General features: G+C 45.1%; 26 protein-coding genes. 18 read left to right on the top strand and 8 right to left on the bottom strand.

From position 1 onward, the window contains the following. Positions 1-81: 81 nt before the first annotated feature. The gene (locus ABQ275_RS10130) at positions 82-513 is read right to left on the bottom strand and encodes a hypothetical protein (RefSeq protein ID WP_349318178.1); all 432 of its coding nucleotides are present in this window, start codon (positions 511-513) and stop codon (positions 82-84) included. Positions 514-939: 426 nt separating this feature from the next. Between ABQ275_RS10130 and ABQ275_RS10125 the strand changes: the two genes are divergently transcribed. Continuing rightward, positions 940-1,863 (top strand): hypothetical protein, encoded by a 924-nt coding sequence (locus ABQ275_RS10125; protein ID WP_349318177.1) that lies wholly within the window; start codon positions 940-942, stop codon positions 1,861-1,863. Between the two features lie 139 nt (positions 1,864-2,002). On the opposite strand, the gene xerD is transcribed toward ABQ275_RS10125, so the two are convergent. After that, positions 2,003-2,860, bottom strand: a complete 858-nt coding sequence (xerD, locus tag ABQ275_RS10120; protein WP_349318176.1) for a site-specific tyrosine recombinase XerD — start codon at positions 2,858-2,860, stop codon at positions 2,003-2,005. 94 nt (positions 2,861-2,954) lie between these two features. On the opposite strand from xerD, the gene ABQ275_RS10115 reads away from it, so the two are divergent. Beyond that, positions 2,955-6,410, top strand: coding sequence for a pyruvate carboxylase (locus ABQ275_RS10115; RefSeq protein ID WP_349318175.1), 3,456 nt, complete (start codon positions 2,955-2,957; stop codon positions 6,408-6,410). A 304-nt stretch (positions 6,411-6,714) separates the two neighbouring features. Here ABQ275_RS10115 and ABQ275_RS10110 read toward each other — a convergent pair whose 3' ends face one another. Beyond that, positions 6,715-7,131: a nucleoside-diphosphate kinase gene (locus ABQ275_RS10110; RefSeq protein WP_349318174.1), complete on the bottom strand. Its 417-nt coding sequence runs from the start codon at positions 7,129-7,131 to the stop codon at positions 6,715-6,717. Between the two features lie 165 nt (positions 7,132-7,296). Here ABQ275_RS10110 and ABQ275_RS10105 point away from each other — a divergent pair, with 165 nt between their 5' ends. Both ABQ275_RS10105 and ABQ275_RS10100 read left to right on the top strand, forming a co-directional pair. Further along, a complete protein-coding gene (locus tag ABQ275_RS10105) occupies positions 7,297-8,301 on the top strand; it encodes a DHH family phosphoesterase (protein WP_349318173.1) in 1,005 nt (334 codons plus the stop codon). 30 nt (positions 8,302-8,331) lie between these two features. Beyond that, positions 8,332-9,201 carry an FKBP-type peptidyl-prolyl cis-trans isomerase gene (locus ABQ275_RS10100; protein ID WP_349318172.1) on the top strand — a complete coding sequence of 290 codons (870 nt, stop codon included), beginning with the start codon at positions 8,332-8,334 and terminating at the stop codon, positions 9,199-9,201. A gap of 270 nt (positions 9,202-9,471) precedes the next feature. Here ABQ275_RS10100 and ABQ275_RS10095 read toward each other — a convergent pair whose 3' ends face one another. Then, positions 9,472-10,281, bottom strand: coding sequence for a diadenylate cyclase (locus ABQ275_RS10095; protein WP_349318171.1), 810 nt, complete (start codon positions 10,279-10,281; stop codon positions 9,472-9,474). Positions 10,282-10,298: 17 nt separating this feature from the next. Further along, on the bottom strand, positions 10,299-11,162 hold the full coding sequence (gene folP, locus ABQ275_RS10090; protein ID WP_349318170.1) for a dihydropteroate synthase: 864 nt from the start codon (positions 11,160-11,162) through the stop codon (positions 10,299-10,301). A gap of 68 nt (positions 11,163-11,230) precedes the next feature. Between folP and ABQ275_RS10085 the strand changes: the two genes are divergently transcribed. The 7 genes from ABQ275_RS10085 to ABQ275_RS10055 all read left to right on the top strand — a co-directional run bounded on the left by ABQ275_RS10085 (position 11,231) and on the right by ABQ275_RS10055 (position 16,259). Beyond that, a complete protein-coding gene (locus ABQ275_RS10085; RefSeq protein WP_349318169.1) occupies positions 11,231-11,767 on the top strand; it encodes a DUF1599 domain-containing protein in 537 nt (178 codons plus the stop codon). Positions 11,768-11,816: 49 nt separating this feature from the next. Further along, positions 11,817-12,899 carry a BT_3928 family protein gene (locus ABQ275_RS10080; RefSeq protein WP_349318168.1) on the top strand — a complete coding sequence of 361 codons (1,083 nt, stop codon included), beginning with the start codon at positions 11,817-11,819 and terminating at the stop codon, positions 12,897-12,899. A gap of 6 nt (positions 12,900-12,905) precedes the next feature. Further along, the gene (locus ABQ275_RS10075) at positions 12,906-13,967 is read left to right on the top strand and encodes an ABC transporter permease (RefSeq protein ID WP_349318167.1); all 1,062 of its coding nucleotides are present in this window, start codon (positions 12,906-12,908) and stop codon (positions 13,965-13,967) included. Between the two features lie 199 nt (positions 13,968-14,166). Further along, on the top strand, positions 14,167-14,682 hold the full coding sequence (locus tag ABQ275_RS10070) for an RNA polymerase sigma factor (protein WP_349318166.1): 516 nt from the start codon (positions 14,167-14,169) through the stop codon (positions 14,680-14,682). After that, positions 14,672-15,166 (top strand): hypothetical protein, encoded by a 495-nt coding sequence (locus ABQ275_RS10065; protein WP_349318165.1) that lies wholly within the window; start codon positions 14,672-14,674, stop codon positions 15,164-15,166. Before ABQ275_RS10070 ends, ABQ275_RS10065 begins: the two co-directional genes overlap by 11 nt. A 37-nt stretch (positions 15,167-15,203) precedes the next feature. Then, positions 15,204-15,725 (top strand): DUF4252 domain-containing protein, encoded by a 522-nt coding sequence (locus ABQ275_RS10060; protein WP_349318164.1) that lies wholly within the window; start codon positions 15,204-15,206, stop codon positions 15,723-15,725. 21 nt (positions 15,726-15,746) lie between these two features. Then, on the top strand, positions 15,747-16,259 hold the full coding sequence (locus ABQ275_RS10055; protein WP_349318163.1) for a DUF4252 domain-containing protein: 513 nt from the start codon (positions 15,747-15,749) through the stop codon (positions 16,257-16,259). A gap of 4 nt (positions 16,260-16,263) precedes the next feature. Here ABQ275_RS10055 and ABQ275_RS10050 read toward each other — a convergent pair whose 3' ends face one another. Together ABQ275_RS10050 and recF are read right to left on the bottom strand one after the other, a co-directional pair. Beyond that, on the bottom strand, positions 16,264-16,551 hold the full coding sequence (locus tag ABQ275_RS10050) for a DUF721 domain-containing protein (RefSeq protein WP_349318162.1): 288 nt from the start codon (positions 16,549-16,551) through the stop codon (positions 16,264-16,266). 138 nt (positions 16,552-16,689) lie between these two features. After that, positions 16,690-17,769 (bottom strand): DNA replication/repair protein RecF, encoded by a 1,080-nt coding sequence (recF, locus tag ABQ275_RS10045; protein WP_349318161.1) that lies wholly within the window; start codon positions 17,767-17,769, stop codon positions 16,690-16,692. A 227-nt stretch (positions 17,770-17,996) separates the two neighbouring features. Here recF and pdhA point away from each other — a divergent pair, with 227 nt between their 5' ends. The 7 genes from pdhA (at position 17,997) to ABQ275_RS10010 (ending at position 23,270) form a co-directional block, all read left to right on the top strand. Then, positions 17,997-18,989, top strand: a complete 993-nt coding sequence (gene pdhA / locus ABQ275_RS10040; RefSeq protein WP_349318160.1) for a pyruvate dehydrogenase (acetyl-transferring) E1 component subunit alpha — start codon at positions 17,997-17,999, stop codon at positions 18,987-18,989. A 137-nt stretch (positions 18,990-19,126) separates the two neighbouring features. Beyond that, the gene (locus tag ABQ275_RS10035) at positions 19,127-19,828 is read left to right on the top strand and encodes a tetratricopeptide repeat protein (protein WP_349318159.1); all 702 of its coding nucleotides are present in this window, start codon (positions 19,127-19,129) and stop codon (positions 19,826-19,828) included. A 139-nt stretch (positions 19,829-19,967) separates the two neighbouring features. Continuing rightward, positions 19,968-20,468, top strand: a complete 501-nt coding sequence (gene ribH / locus ABQ275_RS10030; protein ID WP_349318158.1) for a 6,7-dimethyl-8-ribityllumazine synthase — start codon at positions 19,968-19,970, stop codon at positions 20,466-20,468. 26 nt (positions 20,469-20,494) lie between these two features. Further along, positions 20,495-21,214: a (Fe-S)-binding protein gene (locus tag ABQ275_RS10025; RefSeq protein ID WP_349318157.1), complete on the top strand. Its 720-nt coding sequence runs from the start codon at positions 20,495-20,497 to the stop codon at positions 21,212-21,214. Positions 21,215-21,238: 24 nt separating this feature from the next. After that, entirely contained in the window at positions 21,239-21,652 is a 414-nt protein-coding gene (locus tag ABQ275_RS10020) for an EVE domain-containing protein (protein ID WP_349318156.1), read from the top strand. 4 nt (positions 21,653-21,656) lie between these two features. Then, on the top strand, positions 21,657-22,580 hold the full coding sequence (locus ABQ275_RS10015; RefSeq protein WP_349318155.1) for a DUF4349 domain-containing protein: 924 nt from the start codon (positions 21,657-21,659) through the stop codon (positions 22,578-22,580). Positions 22,581-22,592: 12 nt separating this feature from the next. Further along, a complete protein-coding gene (locus ABQ275_RS10010; protein WP_349318154.1) occupies positions 22,593-23,270 on the top strand; it encodes a Sir2 family NAD-dependent protein deacetylase in 678 nt (225 codons plus the stop codon). An 80-nt stretch (positions 23,271-23,350) separates the two neighbouring features. On the opposite strand, the gene ABQ275_RS10005 is transcribed toward ABQ275_RS10010, so the two are convergent. Continuing rightward, positions 23,351-24,676 carry a saccharopine dehydrogenase C-terminal domain-containing protein gene (locus ABQ275_RS10005; RefSeq protein WP_349318153.1) on the bottom strand — a complete coding sequence of 442 codons (1,326 nt, stop codon included), beginning with the start codon at positions 24,674-24,676 and terminating at the stop codon, positions 23,351-23,353. Between the last annotated feature and the right edge of the window lie 392 nt (positions 24,677-25,068).

Below are 25,068 nucleotides of genomic sequence, written 5' to 3'. Positions count from 1 at the left end.
GAAGGGGATCAAAATCAATGTTTCGACCCCCAGCATAATATAAAATATGGTAATAAATATTGTGTGACTCACTTGGAAGCTTTATGGTTTATTAGGTTTGGGAGGAGGAGGAGGAGGATTTCCACCGCAATAATCAGGACATGGTAAACCCTGGTCCAGAATGAGTGCGGATGACATGCTTTTTGCTACTGACCCTGTGGCGGCATCACCGGAGGGAGGTAGAATATCGTTACCATTTGCATCTACGGCAACCAGGATCATTTTCTTTTCTTTTATACCATCACCATCGGTATCAATCTTTACACCGTAATAGATACGCAATGCTGTACAATCAGGATGATTCAGCAGTTCCACCACTTTATCCTTACCAAAGCACATGGCTTTAATATGTCCGTTAAGAGATTTTTGGTTAGCATGCTCGTCATCGTGATTTTTTGTGAGTACATCCATTTCTTCACGGGAAATGAACCCGCCCGCATCCGAAGGGATCGGCCTTTTTGTAAATTCGCTCATAGTGGGTAGTTTTAGTTTGGAGGTAAAATTATTATAAAATTTCACCTTTCCAATAGGGTCATATATACTGCCAGTCCGTGTAAATCATCCCAAAAAACAGCTGTAACATGCAGTAGTATTGCGTTTTATGCCAAATAACCCCCGTCTGATCCAGGCATATTTACGTAGCGGCCACCCAAAATTGCGTAGAAATACGCATTCCATTTTTTCAGTTGTATAACGCTTGACTCCTTACTTTTTCTGACTAATCTTTGTGTCATCAATCGGTAGGTACTTAACTGTACTCATCGCATCAATCGGAATTTTCAATTTGGCCTTTCTACCTTGTTTGTTTATTGTAAGTAGTATGCAGAGGGTCTGGCTGTTACCTTAAACAGCTCATTAGGTTAAGCTCGTTAACCCCCTTTTTTTTAAAAAAATAAAATTATGAGTTACCTGTTAATTGGAAACATCTCTGCACTTATTTGTGATGATTGTATAGAGCCCTTAGCTAATACACGCATCCGTGTCTATTTACCAGATACCCGGTATCCGGCAGATAGACAGGCAGTGGCAACTGGCATGTTCAATGATCTCCGGCCCTTGTCTGCCAAAGAAGTGCTGATGAAAGCGGACCGCCTGCTGGCGGAAGCAACCCTCGACAGCCACGGGAATTTTACCCTTGCCTGGGAAGAGGTACATCTCTTTACGGAACCACTGGACCTGGATCTTTGCCTGGACAGAATGCCCGGTGATAATGCCAGCCACCAGCCACGCAACTATCACCTGAGTAAAGTAGTGCCCCACTGGAAACGTAACAACAAAGGCTATGTGGGTGCCTACGCCTATGTTATTCCATCTGCTTCCTGGAATACCATCTGCGGCAACGCCGGTGCCTGGGTCATTACCGGTATGGTGAAGCACCAATATGCTTCTTCCGGGCAGCCTCGCCTGAAAGTTGAAGCCTATAATGCTTTATCCGGACAAATGATCGGACACGCATTTACCAATGAATCCGGCAGATACACTATGCACTTTTCCCGGAAGAACCTGTACAACGGTGGGTTGCAACTTCTAAAAACCAGCCGCCGCAATATGGGCCCGGACATATATTTTAAGATCTACCACAATGATCAGCTGATATGGGAAGAAGATGAACAGGATGCAACAGCCAGGGAGCGACGCGATATTGCCCCATGCAGTTGCCTGGATATCGATTACAAACCTTCCGTGGTAAAAAAAGCCTCCGGCCAGTTGAATGAGTGGCTGAATGAAATGATATCCTTCAGAGGTAACCGCAGGAAAAAACAGGATCATTTACGGATGATCAACCCCGCAAAGCTGATGATAAAAGAATTCCCCTGCGTTTGAACGCCCCGTATACACTTGTTGTAAAAGAGCATTGGATGTTTGTGACCCAACGAAGTTAGTTGATTGTAAAGCCTTCCCCTACGTTTGAGCACCCCGCTTTCGAGTAGTAACAGCTGCCTTCCCCGGCAGCTGTTCTTTTTTAAAACCTCGGGTGGAAGCGCATCAACGTATCCCGGAGGTATTCCCGGTCAAGATGTGTATAGATTTCTGTGGTAGTAATACTTTCATGTCCCAGCATCTCCTGCACGGCCCGGAGATCGGCGCCGCCTTCTATCAGGTGGGTGGCAAATGAATGCCGGAAGGTGTGGGGTGATACATTTTTAACGATACCCGCTTTCTTTGCCAGCTCCTTGATCACCAGGAAAATCATCACCCTGCTTAGTACACTGCCCCGGCGGTTGAGGAATAAAGTATCTTCTTCTCCATGTTTAACGGGCATGTGTATACGAACATTGCGCCGGTAAATATCTATTTGTCGCATGGCATCTTTGCCTATTGGTACCAGCCGCTCTTTATCTCCCTTACCGATCACCTGGATAAAACCAACATCCATGTGCAGCTGCGTGATCTGCAGGTTAATCACTTCACTCACCCGGAGTCCGCAACTGTACATCGTTTCCAGGATCGCTTTGTTGCGGTGGCCTTCAGCAGTGTCCAGCGAAATCTGCGCAATCATCTTTTCAATTTCTTCAAATGTCAGCACATCCGGTAGCTTCCGCTGGATCTTGGGAGCTTCGAGCAACTGGGTTGGATCTTCTTTTGCCATATCTTCCAACAAGAGAAATTTATAAAATGCCTTGATCCCCGAAATAGTTCTCGCTTGTGAGGTAGCAGTCATACCAAGTTTCGCAATCCATTGCACACACGCCTTCAATTCTGCCAGCGTTACATCCTGTGGTCGCAAATTGCCTTTACCATGGCCGGTTAGATACTGTTCCAGTTTTTCTACATCACGCAAATATGCTTCAATGGAATGATCCGACATTGATCGCTCCAACTTCAAATATCCTTTAAATAGTTTCCGGAATGATGCCCACATAATAGTAGCAAGTTAAAAGTTTTACCCTATTTTTAGTGCAAGAACCTCTATCATGTCAGATCAATCGATTAAAAAGATAACGAAGCTATTAGTTGCCAACCGTGGTGAAATAGCGGTGCGTGTATTAAGAGCAGCCGCTGAATTACGGATCCGGACCATCGCCGTATTTACATACGAAGACCGCTATTCGCTGCACCGGTATAAAGCAGATGAAGCCTATCAGATTGGGAAAGATGACGATCCGCTGAAGCCTTATCTCGATATAGAAGGGCTCATCAACCTGGCGAAATCACAGGAAGTAGACGCCATCCATCCGGGGTACGGATTTCTGAGCGAGAATGTGCAGTTTGCACGCCGCTGCCGGGAAGAAGGAATTATTTTCGTAGGCCCGTCACCCGAAATTATGGCACAACTGGGTGATAAAGTGGCGGCCAAAGTCATTGCCCGCGAAGCAGAAGTACCACTGATTGAAGACAGCCGCGTACCGCTCACAGATGTGGCTACCGTTATCAGTGAAGCAAATCGTATAGGTTTTCCCGTTATGCTCAAAGCTGCTTCCGGCGGTGGTGGCAGAGGGATGCGCATGGTAAGTAAGGAAGCCGACCTGGCAAGATCTTTCCTCGAAGCCCGCAGCGAGGCCTCCAAAGCTTTCGGAGATGATACCATCTTCATAGAAAAATTTATAGAAGAACCCAAACATATAGAAGTACAGATCATGGGAGATCACCATGGTAATATTGTACACCTCTATGAACGCGATTGCTCCGTACAGCGCCGCTTTCAGAAAGTGGTGGAAATAGCGCCATCCCCCAATCTGCCGCAACATACCCGCGAGAAGCTGTATGAGTACGCATTACGACTGGCCCGCAAAGTTGGCTTCAACAACGTGGGCACTGTAGAATTCCTGGTGGACAAAACACATCGTATCTATTTTATAGAAGTGAATCCGCGGATCCAGGTAGAGCATACGGTAACAGAGGAAGTGACAGGAATTGATATTGTACGCTCACAAATCCTCATCGCACAGGGACATCACCTGTCTGATCCCGAAATATTTTTAAAAGATCAGGATGATGTACGCCTGAATGGCTTTGCTATTCAGTGTCGTATTACTACTGAAGATCCTGAAAATAATTTCACCCCTGACTATGGTACCGTGATTGCCTATCGCAATGCCGGTGGCTTCGGTATCCGGCTGGATGAAGGCAGTACTTACTCCGGTGTGAAGATCTCACCCTTCTTCGATTCCATGCTGGTAAAGGTTACCGCATGGGGCCGCACGCTGTCAGGCGCTTCCGGGCGTATGCACCGGACCTTGCGGGAGTTCCGTATCCGTGGTGTGAAAACAAATATCCGCTTCCTCGAAAATGTTATCACCAACGATACTTTCCGTAAAGGCAATTGTACCGTAGCATTTATAGACCAGCATCCGGAGCTGTTTAAACTATCCCAGATCCGCGACCGTGGCACCAAAACGCTGCTATACCTGGCGGATGTAACGGTAAACGGTCATCCCGATGTGAAGGAAAAAGATCCTGGTCACCGTTTCAGAATACCCATGATCCCGGCATTCGATTCCCTGCAACCTTATCCAAAAGGTACCAAAGACCTGTTGGAAGAAATGGGGCGGGATAAGTTTGCACAATGGCTGCGGCAGGAAAAACCGGTGTACTTTACCGATACCACTTTCCGGGATGCACACCAAAGCCTGCTGGCTACCCGCGTACGTACCAAAGACCTGTTGTCGGTAGCCGAAGGGTATGCCCGCAATAATCCGCAGGTATTTTCTATGGAAGTATGGGGTGGCGCTACCTTTGATGTGGCCATGCGCTTTTTGCATGAATGCCCCTGGAAGCGCCTGCAACAGTTGCGCAAGGCGATGCCCAATGTGTTGCTGCAGATGCTTTTCCGCGGTTCTAACGGCGTCGGCTACTCGGCATATCCCGAAAACCTGATCGCAGAGTTCATCGAAAAATCCTGGGAGAACGGGATCGATGTGTTCCGCATTTTTGACTCGCTCAACTGGGTGGATGCTATGGAACCCAGCATCCGTTTTGTACGGGAACGTACCAACGCTTTGGCACAGGCAGCCATCAGCTACACCGGTGATGTGTTGCAGCCAACCGGCAAAAAATATACACTTCAATATTATGTAGACCTGGCTAAACGCCTGGAAGATGCCGGCGCACATATGCTGGCCGTAAAAGATATGGCCGGCTTGCTGAAACCACAGGCAGCCACCGTACTGATCCCCGCACTGATGGATGCCGTGAAGCTACCCATCGTACTGCATACCCACGATACTGCCGGGGTACAGGCAGCCACCTACCTCAAAGCAATTGAATCCGGTATAAACGTAGTAGACTGCGCAGTGGCTTCCCTCAGCGGTCTTACTTCCCAGCCCAACCTTAATTCTATGGTGGCTATACTTGATAACCATGAGCGCCGCAGTAATATGAATTTGCATTCATTAAACGAGTATAGTAATTACTGGGAAGATGTACGCGGTTACTATTATCCGTTTGAATCCGATATGAAGGCGGGGACCGCACAGATCTACGAAAACGAAATTCCGGGCGGACAATATTCCAACCTGCGGCAACAGGCCGAATCATTGGGACTGGGCGACAAACTGGAACAGATCAAAAAGAATTATACCGCCGTGAACCGGTTGTTTGGCGACCTGATAAAAGTGACCCCCAGCTCAAAAGTGGTGGGTGATATGGCGCTTTTCATGACCAGCAACCAACTTACGGAAGCAGATGTGATGGACGAAAGCCGCAACCTGGCATTTCCGGCCTCTGTGAAGGGGTTCTTCCGGGGCGACCTGGGCGTGCCTTATGGTGGCTTCCCCGCTGAACTGCAACGGATTGTGCTGAAAGGCGAAGCGCCTTTGCAGGGAAAGCCCAATGCACACCTGCCACCGGTTGACTTTGATGCCGACTTCGCCGTTTTCCTGCAGCAGTATCCGCATGCGGAGTATCTCGACTATCTCAGCTATCATATGTTCCCTAAAGTATTTGATGCATATTACCACCATGCAATGATATATGGTAATGTGGAGGCGATTCCTACGCCGGCCTTTTTTTATGGGCTGAAGATGGGCGAAGAGATCCTCATCACTTTAGGCAAGGGTAAAACCATCATTGTTAAGCTGCTCTATATTTTACCTCCGGATGATAGCGGTATGCGAACAGTGGTTTTTGAGCTGAATGGATATGCCCGCCGGGTACAGGTAAGGGACCATTCGGTAAAGAGTGTGCTGCCAATAAACAGGAAGGTCATGAACCAGTTACTCGAAATCGGCGCACCACTTCAGGGTAAATTATCCCGCTTGCTGGTGAGTGCCGGTACCCCCGTTTTGGCAAACACACCGTTGTTTATTATTGAGGCCATGAAGATGGAAACAACGGTAACAGCTACCCGTGATGGGAAAGTGAAAGCGGTGCTGTTGGCAGAGGGAATGATGGTACAACAGGACGATTTAGTAGTAGAATTTGAAAATTAAGCTTTTGTTGAAAGTAACACATGAGCTCTATCTATCTAATTATATAATAATGAGATGATTATGATTCACTATTTTACAGTCAACTTTGTAGATAAATGCCCGGTTTTTATACTTTTATGAAGATAAAAAGAGGGCAGGATCAGTCATTTGGCGCATTAATACTACCAAATGTCCGTTTATATACGGGTTTACTTCAAATAAACATTACTGATCATTAATAATCAACTAATTGTATGCATAAAAAAACGGCCGGCTTTCTAAAAAGAAGCCGGCCGTTAAATTTTGTAAAACTGCTGCAGTATGACTAGAATTTTTCCAGACCACTGAAGAAGAAGTCACCTTCTATCGCAGCATTCTCATCGGAATCAGAACCGTGAACGGCGTTACGACCGATAGACTCAGCGTATTTTTTACGGATAGTACCTTCTTCTGCGTTAGCAGGGTTAGTAGCACCGATCAGTTTACGAAAATCTTCTACAGCATTGTCTTTTTCCAGGATAGCTGCTACAATATGACCGCTGCTCATAAATTCAACCAGTTCACCATAAAAAGGTCTTTCTTTATGCACTGCATAAAATTCGCCCGCTTTACCGGATGATAACTGGGTCATTTTCATGGCTACGATACGGAAGCCGGCAGCATTGATCATGTCAAGAATGCCACCAATATGCCCGTTTGCTACCGCATCAGGCTTGATCATTGTAAATGTTCTGTTGCTCATATTTTGTGTTATTCCGAATTACAGATTAGGCCGCAAAAGTAATTACATTTTCTTTAGTGGTAAAAAATTTTGAAATTCTGCGTCAAATAAAGATCTTCGCACTTCGTTTTGTGTCACAAACACTTGGTTGTGACAAGATATTACTCTTAACATTACAGTTTTTGAATGAAGTCGATAGAGGAAATTAAGCCTTTGCTGGAGAGTCCGAAGAAAGTGGTTATCACAATGCATCAGAAGCCGGATGCGGATGCGATGGGATCTTCGTTAGCATTGTACCACTACTTAATACAGAAGGGGCATGATGTAACTGTAATATCTCCTACCAATTTCCCGGATTTTTTAAAATGGATGCCCGGTGCAGACGGGGTGATCGATTATGAATCGTCTACAGACAGGGCCATAGAAGCATTGAAAGGGATAGAACTCTTGTTCTGCCTGGACTTCAACGCTTTATACCGTACCCGGAACCTGGCGCCGCATCTGGAAAAGCTGGATTGCATCAAAATACTGATTGATCACCACCTGGAGCCTAGTCCGAGCTTCGATTATGGTGTGAGTGATACCGCAGCGAGTTCAACTGCCCAACTTGTTTATGAAACTATTTATAAATTGGGAGATGAGCAGTATATTAACCTTGATATTGCGCAATGTATCTACGCCGGTACAGTAACCGACACCGGTTCGTTCCGTTTTGCATCTACCACCGCCCGCGTACACCGCATGGTGGCGGATCTGATGGATAGGGGCCTGCGTCATGAGGTGATTCATCAGCAGATCTATGACAATTTCCTGGAAAACCGCCTGCGGTTCCTGGGACACAGCCTGCTAAACCGCATGGAAGTATTCTATGAATACAATACCGCCATGCTCGCCATTCCTTATTCCGATCTCAAAAGGTTTGATCTTCAAACCGGCGATACGGAAGGACTGGTAAATTTCCTGTTATCCATTCAGGGCATAAAAATGGCTGCATTGATCATTGACCGGAATTCAGAGGTGAAACTCTCTTTCCGCTCAAAAGGTGATTTTGATGTAAACACTTTTGCCCGCAAATATTTTGAAGGAGGGGGGCATTTCAACGCTTCCGGTGGCAGAAGCGCCGATTCACTGGAGAAAACCGTGAACAGGTTTATTCAGGCAGTAGAAGCAAACGAGGATCTGTTACAATAAAGAGAGTATATCAACTACTAATACAATCAAATGAAAAGAAACAATCAGTTATTAGTTGCAGCGTTAGGCTTACTGATAGCCAGCTGCGGAACAGGTGTTAAAAAAACACCAGGCGGTATTGAATATATCGTTCACAAATCCGGCAGCGGTGCACAACTGAAGCTGGGAGATACTGCCCTTATGAATGTGACCCAGAAGATCAATGATTCGCTGCTGGGCGCATCCCGTACAATCGTTGGCGCTCCTATTCCCGTTTTGGTGTCTAAACCACAAAACAAATATGATCTGATGGAAGGTATTGCCCTGCTGCACGAAGGTGACAGTGCTACTTTCTTTATTCCATGGGATTCCTTACCTGCACAGGAACGTCCTCCCTTCGGTAAAAAAGGTGATAAACTGAAAATCACTTTCGCGGTAGAAAGTAAATTCTCTGCCAGCAGCCAAAAGGAAAAAGACGAGAAACTGATCAAGGAATACCTGGAAAAAAATAAGATCAACGCTACCAAAAATGCAGAAGGTGTATACGTAGCCGTTACCCAGGAAGGTACCGGTAATACCCCGAATGCAGGTGATACCGTTTATGTTCACTACACTGGTAAACTGACTTCCGGTAAAGTATTTGATTCCAGCCAGGACTCAACACTGCGCCCAGGTATGCCTTTAGAACCAATTAAATTCCCTATCGGTCGCGGTTTCGTTATCAAAGGTTGGGATGCTGGTTTGAGTGGCCTGAAGAAAGGCTCCAAAGCAACACTGGTTGTTCCTTCCACACTTGCTTACGGTTTACAAGGTAGCCCTCCAACAATTCCAGGTAACTCTATCCTCGTATTTGATGTACAACTGGTAGATATTAAAGCTGGTGCTCCGGAAGCAGCTCCTGCACTGCCTACACACAAATGACCAGGATTAAAGGATTGATTAACTGGATTTATAGGATGGATCGGGGAGATATAAGCGAAGGCTGTGAATGATTTTGTGATTTCCCTGATATAAAAGATAAAAGCGAAAACCCCGTTTGGTAAATTACCAAACGGGGTTTTCGCTTTTATCTTTTATATTTTATCTCTCTATATTTTGTCTTCCAATATATAACCTGATCAGTGTTTAAATCTTATCCAAACTATCTCCGCTTATATCTCCCCGATCCATCCTATAAATCCAGTTAATCCTTTAATCCTGGTCTATGATTACTTCGTAGAGCTTCACCTTCAAATCTTCCAGCGACACATCCTGTACAAGTTTTCCATCCCGTGCATAGGAAATAGACCCTCTCTCTTCTGAAACGATAATGGCCAGGTTATCACTGTGTTCTGTAATCCCTACTGCGGAACGATGACGTAAACCTATACGCGTAGGGAGGTTCGGGTTTTCTGAAACCGGCAGGATCACTTTAGCGGCCAGGATCTTGTTGCCTACAATGATCAGGGCGCCATCGTGCAGCGGACTATGCTTTTCAAAAATACTCTCTATCAGTTTGCTGCTCACATTACCATCGATAGGAATACTGGAGGCCGTATCAAATTTCAAGCGGTAGGTAGTGGCTATTACAATCAATGCACCGGTATAGGTGGCCTGCATACGGCTAACAGCGATAATAACTTCGTTGATAATGTTTTCTTCTTCTTTATAACTCTTAAACTTATCAGGTAAAAACAGTTTGGTTAAGAAGCTGTCTTTACTCAAGGGCGTTTTCTTGCCCAGTACCAGCAGAAACTTCCGGATCTCCGGCTGAAAAATAATAATGATGGCAATGATCCCCACATTAATAAAGTTCTGCAGGATAGTGGTGAGTATCATCATTTTCAGGGCTCTCACAAGAAAATAGATAGCATACACCATCAATAGCCCCACGAAAATATTAAAAGCAAGACTTCCCTTTAATAAACGATATAGTTGAATGATTAAAAAAATTACGATCAGCAGGTCCAAAATATTCAGCCAGCGAAACTCATATCCATAAAACGCTATTACTTCCTTCATAGTTGTAAAAATACTAATTAGTTACCTTTTATTTTCTCTATTATCCTCACCGCTTCCATAGCAGCTTTTACGTCGTGTACCCTTAAAATATGTGTGCCCTGCTGCAATGCAATGGTATTTAGCACTGTAGTACCATTCAAGGCTTCGTCAGGGGTAATGTTCAATAGTTTATAGATCATGGACTTCCGGGAGATACCCGTCAATACCGGTGCGCCAAGAATTTCATGAAAGAGGCGCAGGTCTTTCAGCAATGCATAATTATGATCCAGTGTTTTACCAAAGCCAAAACCGGGATCAGCAATAAAATCTTTGATGCCTGCCGCACGGCACTGTGCCATTTTCGCAATCAGGTAGTCCAGCACTTCCCGTACTACATTTTCATAGTGCGGCTTTTCCTGCATGGTAGCAGGTTTGCCTTGCATATGCATCGCAATATACGGTACCTGTAATTTACCTGCCAGCGGTATCATACCCGCATCCAGGTCGCCCGCACTGATATCATTGATGATAGAAGCCCCAGCCATCACGGTTTTTTCTGCTACTGCGGCATACCAGGTATCTACAGAAATAATAGCCTGCGGGTAATGATTGATGATAGCATGAATGGCCGGCAATAACCGGTTGATCTCTTCTTCTGCACCGACCATTGCTGCGCCGGGCCGGGTGCTTTGTGCGCCCAGATCCAGGATGGTAGCGCCTTCCCCCAGGTGTTGCCCCGCTTTCTCCACTACCTGGTGTAAACCATGCATCCGGCTGCCTTCATAAAAAGAATCATCCGTCACATTGATAATTCCCATCACTACCGGGCTGGCAAGTGACAACAACCGCCCCTTGCAGTTAATAGCAGGTTCCTGTAAAATGTTGATATGGTGTGGTGTCATCGAAATTCTTTATTTTGCCCTGCAAATCTAAGCAGGAAAAAATTACAGAGATTACAAATTACGAATTCATGGATACATTAGCACAGTATGAAGCTGCAATAGTGGCTTGCAGGGACATTTTTATCAAGAAAGCAAAAGATTACGGCACCTCATGGCGCGTATTGCGTCCCATTTCTGTTGTAGACCAGATTTTTATCAAAGCCCAACGCATTCGTAATATACAGGAAATCGGCACACAAAAAGTAGATGATAATATAGAAGGGGAATTTAAAGGCATCGTAAACTATGGTATCATAGGTCTTATCCAGATGGAGCAACACGGTAACCCCTATACGGACTTACCGGTAGCAGAAGTGGAGCGCCTGTATACAAAGTATATTAACATGGTGAAGGAGGTGATGGAAGCTAAAAACCACGACTATGGCGAAGCCTGGCGCGATATGAGCCAGGAATCCTTTGTAGATCTCATCCTCACAAAATTGCTGCGTGTAAAACAGATCCTACGCAATCAGGGCAAAACACTGATCTCTGAAGGGATAGATGCCAATTATGTTGACATCATCAACTATGCCCTGTTTGCGCTCATCAAGATCAGTGAGGAGTAACACCGGATTGTCATTATCTTCGTCTATCGCTAAACCATTAAACTATTTTATGAAGATTATCCTGAACCTGTTGCGGATTATTGTAGGCGTATTATTCATCTTTTCAGGTCTTATTAAAGCTAATGACCCGTTAGGACTGAGTTACAAGATGGAAGAATTTTTTGAGGTATTGCACCTGACCTTCCTCTCTCCATATTCCCTGGCATTTTCGGTGATCATGAATGCATTTGAAATTATTGCAGGCGTAGCAGTATTAATAGGATACCGTATGCGTATCTTTTCTGTATTGCTGTTATTACTGATCACCTTCTTTACCTTTCTCACCGGCTACGCCTTATTCAGCGGTACTATCCGCGAGTGTGGCTGTTTTGGAGACTGCATCAAACTAACTGCCATACAAACATTCTGGAAAGATGTGATCCTGCTGCTGATGATCCTCGTGATCTTCTTCCGCCGCGATCAGATACAACCGCTCTTCAAAGGCACGGGCATCGTTATGCTGGTGGCTGCGGTCTTTTCATTCGGCATCCAGTGGTATACGCTGAAACACCTGCCTTTTATTGATTGTCTGCCTTATAAAGTAGGTAATAATATTCCGGACAAGATGAAGCTACCGCCAGGCGCTACACCGGATGTTTATGAAATGATGTTTATTTATGAGAAGAATGGAGAGAAGAAAGAATTTACGGTAGATAATTACCCGTGGTCAGACAGCACCTGGAAATTTGTTGACCGTAAAGATAAGTTGATAAAGAAAGGGAATGCAGAACCGGCCATCAAGGATTTCATCCTGACAGACCTCGACGGGGTGAATCAAACCGAGGCTATCCTGTCTGAAACAAAACCGGTGTACCTGTTTCTTGTGCAAAACGTGGACAAGGCCGGCAGTGGCTGGGATGAGAAAATGAAAGCCCTCCAGCAAAAATGGAAAAACCAGGAGATCCTTATATATGGTGTAACAGCCTCCACAAAAGATCAGCTGGCGGCATTCGAATCAAAGCACGGACTGGAATTTCCTTTTGTGCAGATGGATGGTGTAGCCATTAAAACGGCTGGCAGAAGTAATCCCTGCCTGTTGCTGCTGGACAAAGGCACCATTAAGGCGAAATGGCATTATAACGATATACCATAAAATAAGATGTTCCGCTATCTTCTTCGCAAAACGGGTTATGGATTACTGGTATTACTCGGTGTAGTGGTGCTGGTCTTCTTCCTGTTTAATGTATTACCGGGTGATCCAGCCAGGCTTACCCTGGGACAGCGGGCGGATGTATCATCACTGGAAAATGTACGTAAGGAACTGCATCTCGACCAACCGGTAGGGATGCAGTTCCTGCTTTACCTCAATGACCTGTCACCCGTGGGCGTGCATACGGAGGCCGCTGCCAGGGAAAACTTAAGCTATGTAACGCTCCTGCATATTTCAAAAGAGAAGATGCTGGTACTGAAAACGCCCTACCTGCGCCGCTCTTACCAGGGCAAAAAACAGGTGTGGGAAATATTGACAGAAGCACTGCCGGGCACCTTGCTACTGGCGGTGGCAGCCATCCTCTTTGCCACGGTGGTGGGCATTTCCCTGGGAATTTTATCTGCCGTAAAACAAAATACCTGGATGGATACTACCGCTGTCTTTGCCAGCGTAGCCGGTATTTCGGCGCCATCGTTCTTTACCGGTATTGTGCTGGCATACCTGTTTGGCTTCGTGCTGAGTGATTATACCGGCCTGCATATGTCAGGCAGTCTCTTTGATGTGGACCCTTTCAAGGGAAGGGTGCTGAACCTGCGCAACCTTGTGCTGCCGGCCATAACATTGGGTATCCGCCCGTTAGCTATTATCGTGCAGCTCACGCGCAGCGCCATGTTGGACGTACTGCACCAGGATTATATCCGTACCGCCTACGCCAAAGGGTTGTCAAAGTCCCGCGTTATCTGGCACCATGCCCTGCGGAATGCACTAAACCCTGTGATCACCGCCATCACCGGCTGGTTTGCAGAATTGCTCGCAGGCGCTTTCTTTGTTGAATATATCTTTGGCTGGAAAGGCATTGGCAAAGTCACCGTTGATGCCCTCGATAAATTTGACTTCCCCGTCGTAATGGGCGCTATCTTGTTTACAGCCGGTATCTTTGTGCTGGTAAATCTGCTCTCTGATCTTTTATATACACTGGTAGATCCGAGAATCAAACTAGACCAGGATTAAAGGAGAAAAAAGATTTACAAGATGGGTGTTCTGTTATTTAAATAACAGTAAATACCACCAGTAAAAACAGTTATATAGTAGTTATTTGAAAATATAAACAACCAAACACCCATCTTGTAAATCTTTTTTTTCCTTTAATCCTGGTCTTTTGTAACATCCTCTTTCCCCGGTCGTCTTCTTATAAAATGTGATATTCCGCATGTCTCTAGAATTGTTTCTTTCTCAGGTAGTTCCCGTCAGGCAAAAGCTGTATCGCTTTGCATTCCGCCTGTTGGGGAATGAGGAAGATGCGCAGGATATTACCCAGGATGTGTTGATGAAAGTGTGGGGCATGCAGGAAAAGATGAGGGAGTTACAGAATATGGAGGCCTGGTGTATGCGTATTACCCGCAACATGGCCCTGGATAAGATCAAATCAAAAAAGTACCGTACGGCTGATGAGCTGGACCGCGCAGGAGAGATGCCGGCATTGCAGCAGAAAAGTCCGCATATGGTGACAGAACAAAACGATGTGATGCACAAGGTACGCGGTGCTATCAGTGACCTGCCGGAGAAATACCGCACCATTATTCAATTGCGTGATATGGACGGGTTTTCTTACCAGGAAATTGCGGATATACTGGATATAGATATGAATGAGGTTAAAGTGAACCTGCACCGGGCACGCAAAACGGTACGGGAAAAATTACAAAATCTGCATGTATATGGATTATAACAGGATCAGCGCATTGCTGGAAAAGTATTGGGAGGGTGAAACATCCCTCGAGGAGGAGGCCCTGCTACGCGGATTTTATAGCGTACATCATCCTGATCTGCCGGATGAGCTGAAAGAAGCAGCGCCTTTATTCCAATATTTTCATGAGGAGGCAGAAAGAGTATTTGAAGAGCCGTCCGGGAAAGTGGTGGAAGCAGTACCCGCGAAAATAATGCAGCTGTCACCATTCCGCCATTGGATGAAATATGCAGCGGTATTGCTGGTTGCCATCGGCATCGGCTACGCCATGAAGCAGCACCAGCAACAGGAACGCGCTGCTGTAGTGGCGCTACAGGAAGGAGATATGAATGATCCGCAGAAGGCATATGCGGAAACGAAAAAAGCATTGCAACTGCTGGCAAAGAACCTGAACAAGGGTACCGACAAAATGCAGAAGCTTGCCTATTTCAATGAGGCAACAGACCGGATTGAAGGGAAAGATTAATGAAGGCCATTATAAAACCTGATATAAATTTAGAAAGATGAAACGTTCACTTTTATTACTGATAGCGGTCTTCGCCAGTATGCACCTGTTTGCCCAGCAAACGAGTGTGATCGATCGCTTCTTTCAGAAGTACGAAAACGACCGGAACTTCACGCTGGTAAGTATTACGCCCAAAATGTTCAGCATGTTTGCCAAAATAGATCCCGGCGATCCGGATGCAAGGAACCTGATGAAAGTAGTACAGAAGCTGAAAGGGTTGAGGATCCTGGCAAAGGAAGAAACAAAAGACGGCCCCCGTTTATACAAGGAAGCCGCTGCTTTTCTCACACCTGAATTTGAAGAGCTGATGACAGTCAGGGATAAAGAAAGCGATCTTAAATTCCTCGTCAAAGAAAACAGCAGGGGTAACATCAGCGAGTTGATTATGCTGGTGGGAAGTGCGGATCAGTTCCTGGCTATGAGCCTGGTAGGTGATATTGATCTCAATGAAATTTCACAGATTGCCAATTCCGTCAACATCCAGGGAATGGATAAACTGAAGAACCTGAAAAAGAAGTAAATCAATTTAAAATCAACTCCCATGAAATCGTTTCTTATTGCAGGCTTTTGTATCGTATGTTTCGCCACTACCGCAATGGCACAGGATAAGTGTTTGCGTGAATTCCGCAACAGCTACCGTGGAAAGGCGGAAACACACAGCATCGGAGTGGGATCTTCAGCGATGAAGCTGGCCAGCTTCTGCATGTCGTTTGATGACAGTAACGATCCGGAAACTGTTGCTACCAGGCATTTACTGAAGAAGGTACGCCACGTGAAAGTGTATACCATTTCTAACGCCAACGGCAATACGGTATCTGACGAATCTATTGCAAAATTAAAAAGAGACCTGGAACATAAGGAGCATTTTGAACTGCTCATGGAAGTAAGGGACAAGGGTAGCCTCGTACACGTGATGAATAAAGGGAAAGATGATGAATTAGGAAACGTGGTGATGTTGGTACAGGATGCCAGTGATTTTGTGATCGTAAATTTACAGACCGACCTTAAAATAGCAGATATCAATAGCCTGATCCGTCAGTTTGCTGCTAACTAAAAACTCAGCAGATCATCACTTCTTTTACAATATTTTCTCCCAGCAGTTCATTCACGAGCTTGATGATCTTGTCTTTAGAATAAGTCAATTCCTGTTTTAATGGTGCTACCGTTGTTGTAATGATGAGCTTATGCTCTATCAGCTTGACACTCTGTGTGTAACGGGCAATGGTTTTACCCATAATTTTCTCCCAGTTTTCCTGGATGCGCACTTCTGTAAAACGCGGTTTCATCCGGCTTTTGTTCATATATTCCCGAAGGGCATCTCCTATACTGGTCGTTCCATGGCGCATGCAGCGAAACTATGAAATATTTAGGGATTTTTTGATTTACGAATTTAGGAATTTAAAATACAGCGGAGATCCAAGCCGAGATCTATACGGTAATCTCCGCTGCATTTTAAATTCCTAAATTCGTAAATCAAAAAATCCCTAAATATTAATGAGTTGTATTTCCTCCCCGGTTCCTGCGAAAGCCTGCAATAGCCTCTCTGCGTGGGTGTCTGTAATAAATACCTGGCCATAAGTATTGCCGGCTACCAGGGAAATTAAGCGCATCACTCTTTCCTGGTCCAGTTTTTCAAAAATATCATCGAGCAACAGGAGGGGGGCGAACTTTTTACTTTGTTTGATGACTTCAAACTGTGCGAGTTTGAGTGCAAATAAAAAGCTTTTGCGTTGCCCCTGGGAGGCGCTGGTTTTCATGAGATGTTCATCCAGGAGGAATAGCAGGTCATCACGATGGATGCCGGCTGTAGTGCGCTGTAATTGAAGATCCTTATACCGGGATGCAGTCAGCTGGGTGGCATAATCTTCTTCCTGCAGGGTGCACTGGTAGCGGATGCTCACCACTTCATGCCTGCCGGCAATGAAATCGTAGCGTTGCTGTACCTGCGGGATAAATGATTGCAGGAACTGACGCCTTGCTTCAAATACGGGAACACCATGGAGTACCAGCTGTAAGTCAAAGATATCGAGCAAACTGTCTTGGTGCTGTCCGGTGGCAGCAATATTTTTTAGCAGGCTATTCCGCTGTAATAATATTTTTTGATAGATGATCAGGTGATCGAGGTAGTCGGGGTGGAGTTGCGACAGGAGGGTATCCAGCCATTTGCGGCGTTCTTCGCTGCCGCCGAGGATGATCTCTGCGTCATCGGGGGCAATCATAACGGCAGGGAACTGGCCGATATGACGGGAGAAGCGGTCGTATTTTTCTTCGTTGAGAGATACTTCCTTTTTACCATCTTTTACGGTACAAACGATTTTTTCGGGCTGCCCGTTCTTTTCCAGGAGACCTTCAAGCCGGAAACCGTTGGTTTGGTACTGCGTATTCTGACTTTCACTGCTCGTAAAATAGCTACGGGTAAAACAGAGGTAATAGATCGCATCGAGGAGGTTGGTTTTTCCGGAGCCATTTCTGCCGGTAATACCTATTACCCTTTTATCGAATACGAAATGTTGCTGGGCGTAGTTTTTAAATTGAACGAGCGATATTTTGTTTAAATGCAGCAAAGAAATTGTTTATGCGTTATTAATGATATACAAAAATTAACAGATTTATAAAAGATAAAGAACCGTATCAATCGGCGCTTAGCCGGTAATATCTGCAATTAAATGCAAAACTGTTTGAAATTGATGAAATTGCATAATTTAATAGGAATTGGAATTGATATTTATATTTTACGATTTTCCTGTTATATTTGCGAACAAATTTAGAAAGAGTGCAAACTAAAACAGACGTGAAGACGAAATTCACCAAAGAGACATATCTGTACTGGTATGAATTGATGCTTTTGCTGCGCCGCTTTGAAGAAAAGACAGGCCAATTGTACGGAATGCAAAAAATCCGTGGGTTTTGTCACCTGTACATTGGTCAGGAAGCAATTGCTGCAGGTGCGATGACAGCGACGAAGCCGGAAGATAAATTCATCACTGCGTACCGTGACCATGCTTTGGCTATTGCTAAGGGGATTTCTGCTAAGGCTTGTATGGCTGAATTGTTTGGTAAAGCTACCGGATGTTCCAAAGGTAAAGGAGGCAGTATGCACTTCTTCTCCAAAGAGCATGGTTTTTTTGGAGGGCATGGTATCGTTGGTGCACAGATAGGCACTGGTGCCGGTCTGGCATTGGCAGAACAATATAAAGGAACAGACAACGTAGTACTGTGTTTCTTCGGAGATGGTGCTGCCCGTCAGGGTATCCTGCATGAAACTTTCAATATGGCGATGACCTGGAAACTCCCGGTGATCTTCATCTGCGAAAATAACATGTACGCCATGGGTACTTCTGTAGAACGTACTTCCAACGTCATGGATATCTATAAACTGGCTGATGCATACGAAATGCCAGCCGATTCTATCGACGGTATGAGCTGCGAAGCTGTACATGATGGTGTGGAAAGAGCGGTAAAACGTGCGCGTGAAAACGGTGGACCAACCCTGTTGGAAATCAAAACGTACCGTTATCGTGGCCACTCTATGAGTGATCCTGCGAAATACCGTACCAAGGAAGAACTGGAAGAGTATAAAGAGAAAGATCCGATCACTGAAGTATTGAAAGTGATCCAGAAAAATAAATGGGCTACCGAAGCAGAGATTGAAGCGATCAACGAACGCGTTAAAATCGAAGTAGAAGAGTGTGTTCAGTTTGCTGAAGAATCACCCTGGCCAAATGATGATGAACTGCTGAAAGATGTTTACATTCAGGAAGATTATCCGTTCATCGTTGACTAATAAATCATTGAAGAGGTTAGCAATTGTTCCTGTGAAGGCGTTGCTGGCCTCTTGATTTTTTTAGAAAAGCACTTGTCCCGGGGGAATAAATTCCCTATTCATATTAAATAACCAAGCAATTACAATTACACATTAAAATGGCAGAAACTAAAGATAGAGCCACTAAGTCGCACCCTACAACAAAGAATTTCGACCTGGAAGCATCCATGCATAGAGCGGAAGATTTTTTCCTGCAAAATAAGAATGTTATCATTATTGCAGTGGTAGCAGTAGTTTTAGTCGTAGGTGGTTTTTTCGGCTATAACCATTTCGTTAAACAGCCCAAAGAAAATAAAGCACAGGAAATGATCTTCCATGCGCAAAATTATTTCGCAGTAGATTCATTTAAACTGGCACTCAATGGTGATGGTAATAACTACGGTTTTTTACAGGTAGTGGACAAATACGGCAGCACACAAGCTGGTAACCTGGCTAAATACAGTGCAGGCGTATGTTATATCCGCCTGGGCGAATTCCAGAAAGGTATTGATATGTTGAAATCCTTCAGCTCTGCTGATCTGCTGTTACAGCCTACAGCTTTTGGCCTGATCGGTGACGCTTACATGGAACTGAACAAAACCACCGAAGGAATTGAATCCTACAAAAAAGCCGGTCACTATAACGATAACGAACTGACTGCTCCCGTTTACCTTTTCCGCGCTGGCATGGCCCTGGAAAAAGCAGGTAAAGCAGCCGAAGCTGTCACTATCTATAAAGAAATTAAAGCGAAATTCCCCCTCACCAACGAAGGCCGTGAAATGGACAAATACCTGGCGAGGTTGGGTGACGTTAAAAACTAAATAAATATTTTCGAATTTTTTGATTTTCGAATTTAAGAATTTAGAAATGCAGTGAAGATCTTAGCGAAAGGTAAAATTCGCTGCATTTCTAAATTCTTAAATTCGAAAATCAAAAAATTCGAAAATTCAAATCGATTTTATGTCCGAGCATAATAAAAGCTTATTAAATGACGCTGGCATTCTCAACCTGGAGGATGCCAGTGTTGTTATGGTATATACCGAATGGAATGATACCATCGTGAATGAACTCGTAGCGGGCTGTGATAAAGCACTTTCACAATATAAAGTATCCAGAACAAACAAGATCCTGGTACCTGGTGCTTTTGAATTACCTTATGCGTGCAAACAATATTGGGAGGCTACCAGGGGCACCGGCAACCAGCCTGGCGCTATTATTGCTTTTGGTTGCGTGATCCGCGGTGAAACCCCTCATTTTGATTATGTGTGCAAAGCCGTAACAGAAGGTATCTTACAGCTGAATCTTCAGTTACCCGTTCCCGTTATATTCGGGATCTTAACTGTAGATAATGAACAACAGGCACTGGACAGGCTGGGTGGCGCACATGGGCATAAAGGAGAAGAAGCAGCTATCACCGCATTAAAGATGATTTCATTACAAAGGAATTTAGCCAGAAGCTAGCCTGCGCTTTCAGCAAATTATAAAAGATGAATGTACAGTTATTTATACCGTGTTTTGTAGACCAGCTGTTTCCTGAAACCGCATTCAATATGGTCAAAGTATTGGAGAAGCTGGGGTGTAACGTGATGTATAATACAGAACAGACCTGTTGCGGTCAGCCTGCTTACAACGCAGGCTACCAGGATGAATGCCGGTCGGTAGCTACCAAGTTTGTGAAAGACTTCAAGACTTTCGATTATATTGTTGCGCCAAGCGGCTCCTGTACAGGCTTTGTACGCAACTACTATACAAAATTGTTCGATAATTCCGCTGCACATAACGACGTGAAATTGCTCCGGAAAAATCTGTATGAGTTTACGGAATTCCTCACAGATGTATTGCATGTCACTGATCTGGGCGCTACCCTGAATGGTGTGGGCACTTATCACGATGCCTGTGGTGCTTTGCGGGAATGCGGCATTAAAGAAGGACCCAGAAAACTGCTGGAGAAAGTGAAGGGACTGGAACTGAAAGAAATGAATGACTGTGAAGTATGCTGCGGCTTTGGCGGTACTTTCGCCGTCAAGTTCGAGCCTATCTCTATGGGTATGGGCGAACAGAAAGTGAATAATGCGGTCAACAGTGGCGCTGATTACCTCATCTCCACAGATCTTTCCTGCCTGATGCATCTTGATGGTTATATCCGCAAGCATGGCACCAATATCAAAGTGATGCACATCGCTGATGTACTTGCCAGCGGCTGGTAAATCTTAACACAAAAAATTAAGCAAATGAATTATTGGCTGGTCAAATCCGAACCCTTTAAATATTCCTGGGATCAGTTTGTAAAAGATAAAGTTACTTTCTGGGACGGTGTACGCAACTACCAGGCGCGTAATAACCTCAGAGATATGAAGAAAGGCGATCCGGTGCTCTTTTACCACAGTAATGAAGGACTGGAAGTAGTAGGATTGGCTACCGTTGCCAAAGAACATTACCAGGACCCTACTACGCCGGACCCAAACTGGGTAGTAGTGGATCTCAAGCCATTAAAGCCATTCAAAAAACCGGTTACGCTGGCGCAGATGAAAGTAGAAAAAAAACTGGCTGACCTGTCATTGATCCGGCAGGGCCGCTTGTCCGTTTGCAACCTCACCAAAGATGAATATGAGGTGATTATGGGCATGGGCGGCATGAAAATATGATTTTATGGAATTTCCCGTATGGCTACATCATACAGGAAATTCCAACTACATGAACTACGCGCGCTTCCTTTCCCTTTGTACTTCAGCACTCCTGTTATCCGCCTGCGGATCCAGAAATCATCTTGAAAAACAAGCAACTCTGGCAATGGAAATGACCGCGCTGGATACAGCAGGCGGTTTGGTTGCCTTTGCAGGCCAGGGAAACGCAACGCTTGCAGCACCTGCGCCGGTGATCCCACAAAAAATTATCAGGAATGCATCTATACGTTTTGTGGTGAGTGACTTCGCACCTGTCAGAAGTCGTATAGCCCAAACCGTTAGCAAGGCAGGCGGTTATATAGCCAACGAAACAGAAAACCGTACCAGCCTCGAATTGCGCAATCAGCTGGAAATAAAAATCCCGCTGGCTCAATTTGATAGTTGCGTGGAAGCCCTGACCAGTGGTGTCTTCCGGCTGGACGAGAAAAGTATTACCTCCCAGGATGTGACCGAAGAATATATAGACCTGGACGCCCGGATGAAAGCGAGGATGGAAACCGAAAAACGTTATCTGCAGTTTCTGCAACAGGCAAAAAATGTGAAGGAGGTACTGGAAGTAGAAGATAAGTTGAAAGACATCCGGGAAGAAGTGGAAGCAGCCAAAGGCCGGCTTCAGTACCTGGATCATCATGCGGCTTTAAGTACAATCCATCTTACCTATTACCAGACATTTGCCAATACAGATCCTCAGTCGCCCGGATTTTTTCAGCGCGCCTTGCTGGCACTGAAAGACGGCTGGAATAACCTGCTGGGGCTGTCTGTATCGCTGCTCAGTATGTGGCCCCTGATGACCGGTATCATTTTTCTTGTTATTTTTATACGGGCAAGGATAAAGAGATGGAAACGCAGGATAGCAACCACCCCGGTCCCCGCTAACGTAAACCAATAAACGTACATAATAATGAAACCAAAACTGGTGGTGTTGACCGGAGCCGGAATCAGCGCGGAAAGCGGGCTCCGGACCTTTCGTGACAGCGATGGATTGTGGGAAGGTCACGATGTATATGAAGTAGCCTCCCCCGAAGGATGGTTAAAGAACCCGGAGCTGGTACTTGATTTTTATAATGACCGGCGCCAGGATGTGAAAGCGGCCATGCCCAATGCAGCACACACGGGGCTGGCAACGCTGGAAGATAAATACGATGTATGTATCATTACACAAAATGTTGATGACCTTCATGAGCGCGGTGGATCAACGCGGGTACTGCACCTGCATGGTGAAATATTCAAGATGCGCAGTGTGAAGAATGACAGACTTGTTTTTGATATCCGGCAGGATATTAAAATGGGCGATCTGGCTGCTGATGGCGGACAACTAAGACCGCACATCGTATGGTTCGGAGAGGCTGTGCCCATGATTGAAGCGGCATTGCAGGAAGTGCGGAAAGCCGATATTTTTGTGGTCATCGGTACCTCTTTGCAGGTGTATCCCGCTGCCGGACTGCTTCATTATGCAAAACCGGATGTCCCTAAATATATCATTGACAGGAATGTGCCGCTGGTAGATGGTTTCGGGTCACTTATCCGTATCGAAAAACCGGCAACGGCAGGGGTCATGGAGCTGTTAGCTATCTTATAAAAAAAACTCCCCGGTGTACGGGGAGCTCTCACAAATCCTTCTGCTCAGGTGGAGTTCATCATAGGAAACAAATGACCTGCTTATTCAAAACTCTCTTCAAACCTGATATCAAATTCTTCCAGTTCTTTCAATACCGGGTTATATATTTCAGGCATAACGGGTATTTGCAGGCCGGTCAATGTTACTTTGTCCTGTAGTATCAGTTTGGCCATGATCCCCAGGGGCAGCCCTACTGCTTTTGCCATGGCTGTCCGCACGTTATCTTCTCCCTGTGTAATCATGTAACTGTGTATCCGGGTAGCCATGTTGCGGCGTTCGAATTCAATTTCGTGCATCATCACGATCATGTCTTTGTCGGCAGGCTCCATTTTCAGCTTATCTTCCACGAGATGTTGCAGGATGCCGGCATTGGTTTGTTCTCCCAGGTTGATGTTATCGGTATTCAGTAAGCCGAGGTATTTCAGTTGCCTGATCACCTTTGATTTACTGCTTATGCCCAGGTGCTGTGCAATGTTTTCTTCATTACCCAGCTGTGGGTCGGTCTGAAACAGGTGGGTAGCCCACTGAAAGTAGGAGAGATCATCTGTTTTTATTTTATCGGTATCATTGGTAAGACCCAGTTTCACGAGTGCATTCCAGCCTTCACAGAAGTCGGGGAACCGCAGGGTGGCCCGCATAAACGTGGCGATATCTTCCAGTTTGTAAGACGCCATGTAAGCCAGGGAATCGCGGTTAGGATAGTAGGCCAGTTTGCCGAGATGAGGCACCTGTATGGTTTTGGAGTGATCAAATAGTTGTTCGTAGCTAAGTTCTTTTACCTTGCCTTTTTCCCGGTAAGTAGCGCCTGAGCTGCCGGCCATCACGATATTGCGGGCATTCCAGGATATTTTATACTGCCAGGGATTATCAATACTGTCTGGTGAAACGAGTCCACCGCAATAAGATTTAAAGGAGAAGATCTGCCCGCCTTTTTTCTCAATAGAGTGAATGAGTTTCATGGCCGACATATGGTCTATACCGGGGTCCAGGCCCATTTCATACATAAAAAGCAGACCGGCTTTTTCTATTTCTTTCTCCAGTTTGCGTACTTCGGGATCTATGTAGGAAGCGGTCAGCAGGTTTTTATGGAATTGCAGGCAATCCCGGGCAACGATAATATGCAAAGGAGGGGGAAGCAGGGAGATAACGAGATCAGTATCCCGGATCAGTTGCTGTCTGGCAGCCTGGTCGTTGATGTCGATCGTTGCTGGTGAAGCATAATACGACTTTCCGATTTTTGATTTTATCAGTATGAGGTCATTATCTGCTACTGTTACGTGCCATTTTTGCCGGGGAGCATTGGCCAGCAGATAGTCGATCAGACTCGTTGCCGATTTACCGGCACCGAACAACAATATGTTCTTCATGGTCTCTTTAGAAAAGTGGTTAAGAATCAGGGGAATAACAGCTTTTTAAATGCTTATGTTCGAATTTCATTAAAATTCGGATCTTATATCGCCAGATAAATTATTTTTATCGCTTCGATGTGTTGATATTCAGTTCTTTAAAAACAAATACTTTGCCAATATTTAAAATATTACATATTTTGTTTATAACACATATTCCAGATAAAGTGAAAATGATCTGCCCAACATACTAACGTAAAAAAGGGATAAATGGTTGTCATTCATACCCGGAATTAATCATATATCGATCTTGCTATATAATCGATTATCCCTATGACCTTTTTTATTCACATTTCTGCATTTTTAGGCCGGAATAAGGGCTGAAATGGCTATATTTGCCCTTATCTGTTTTC

Source organism: Chitinophaga sp. MM2321 (genome assembly GCF_964033635.1).
Taxonomy (GTDB): Bacteria; Bacteroidota; Bacteroidia; order Chitinophagales; family Chitinophagaceae; genus Chitinophaga.
Note: the sequence above shows the minus strand (reverse complement) of the source record. Positions and strands in the feature narration are given on the sequence as shown.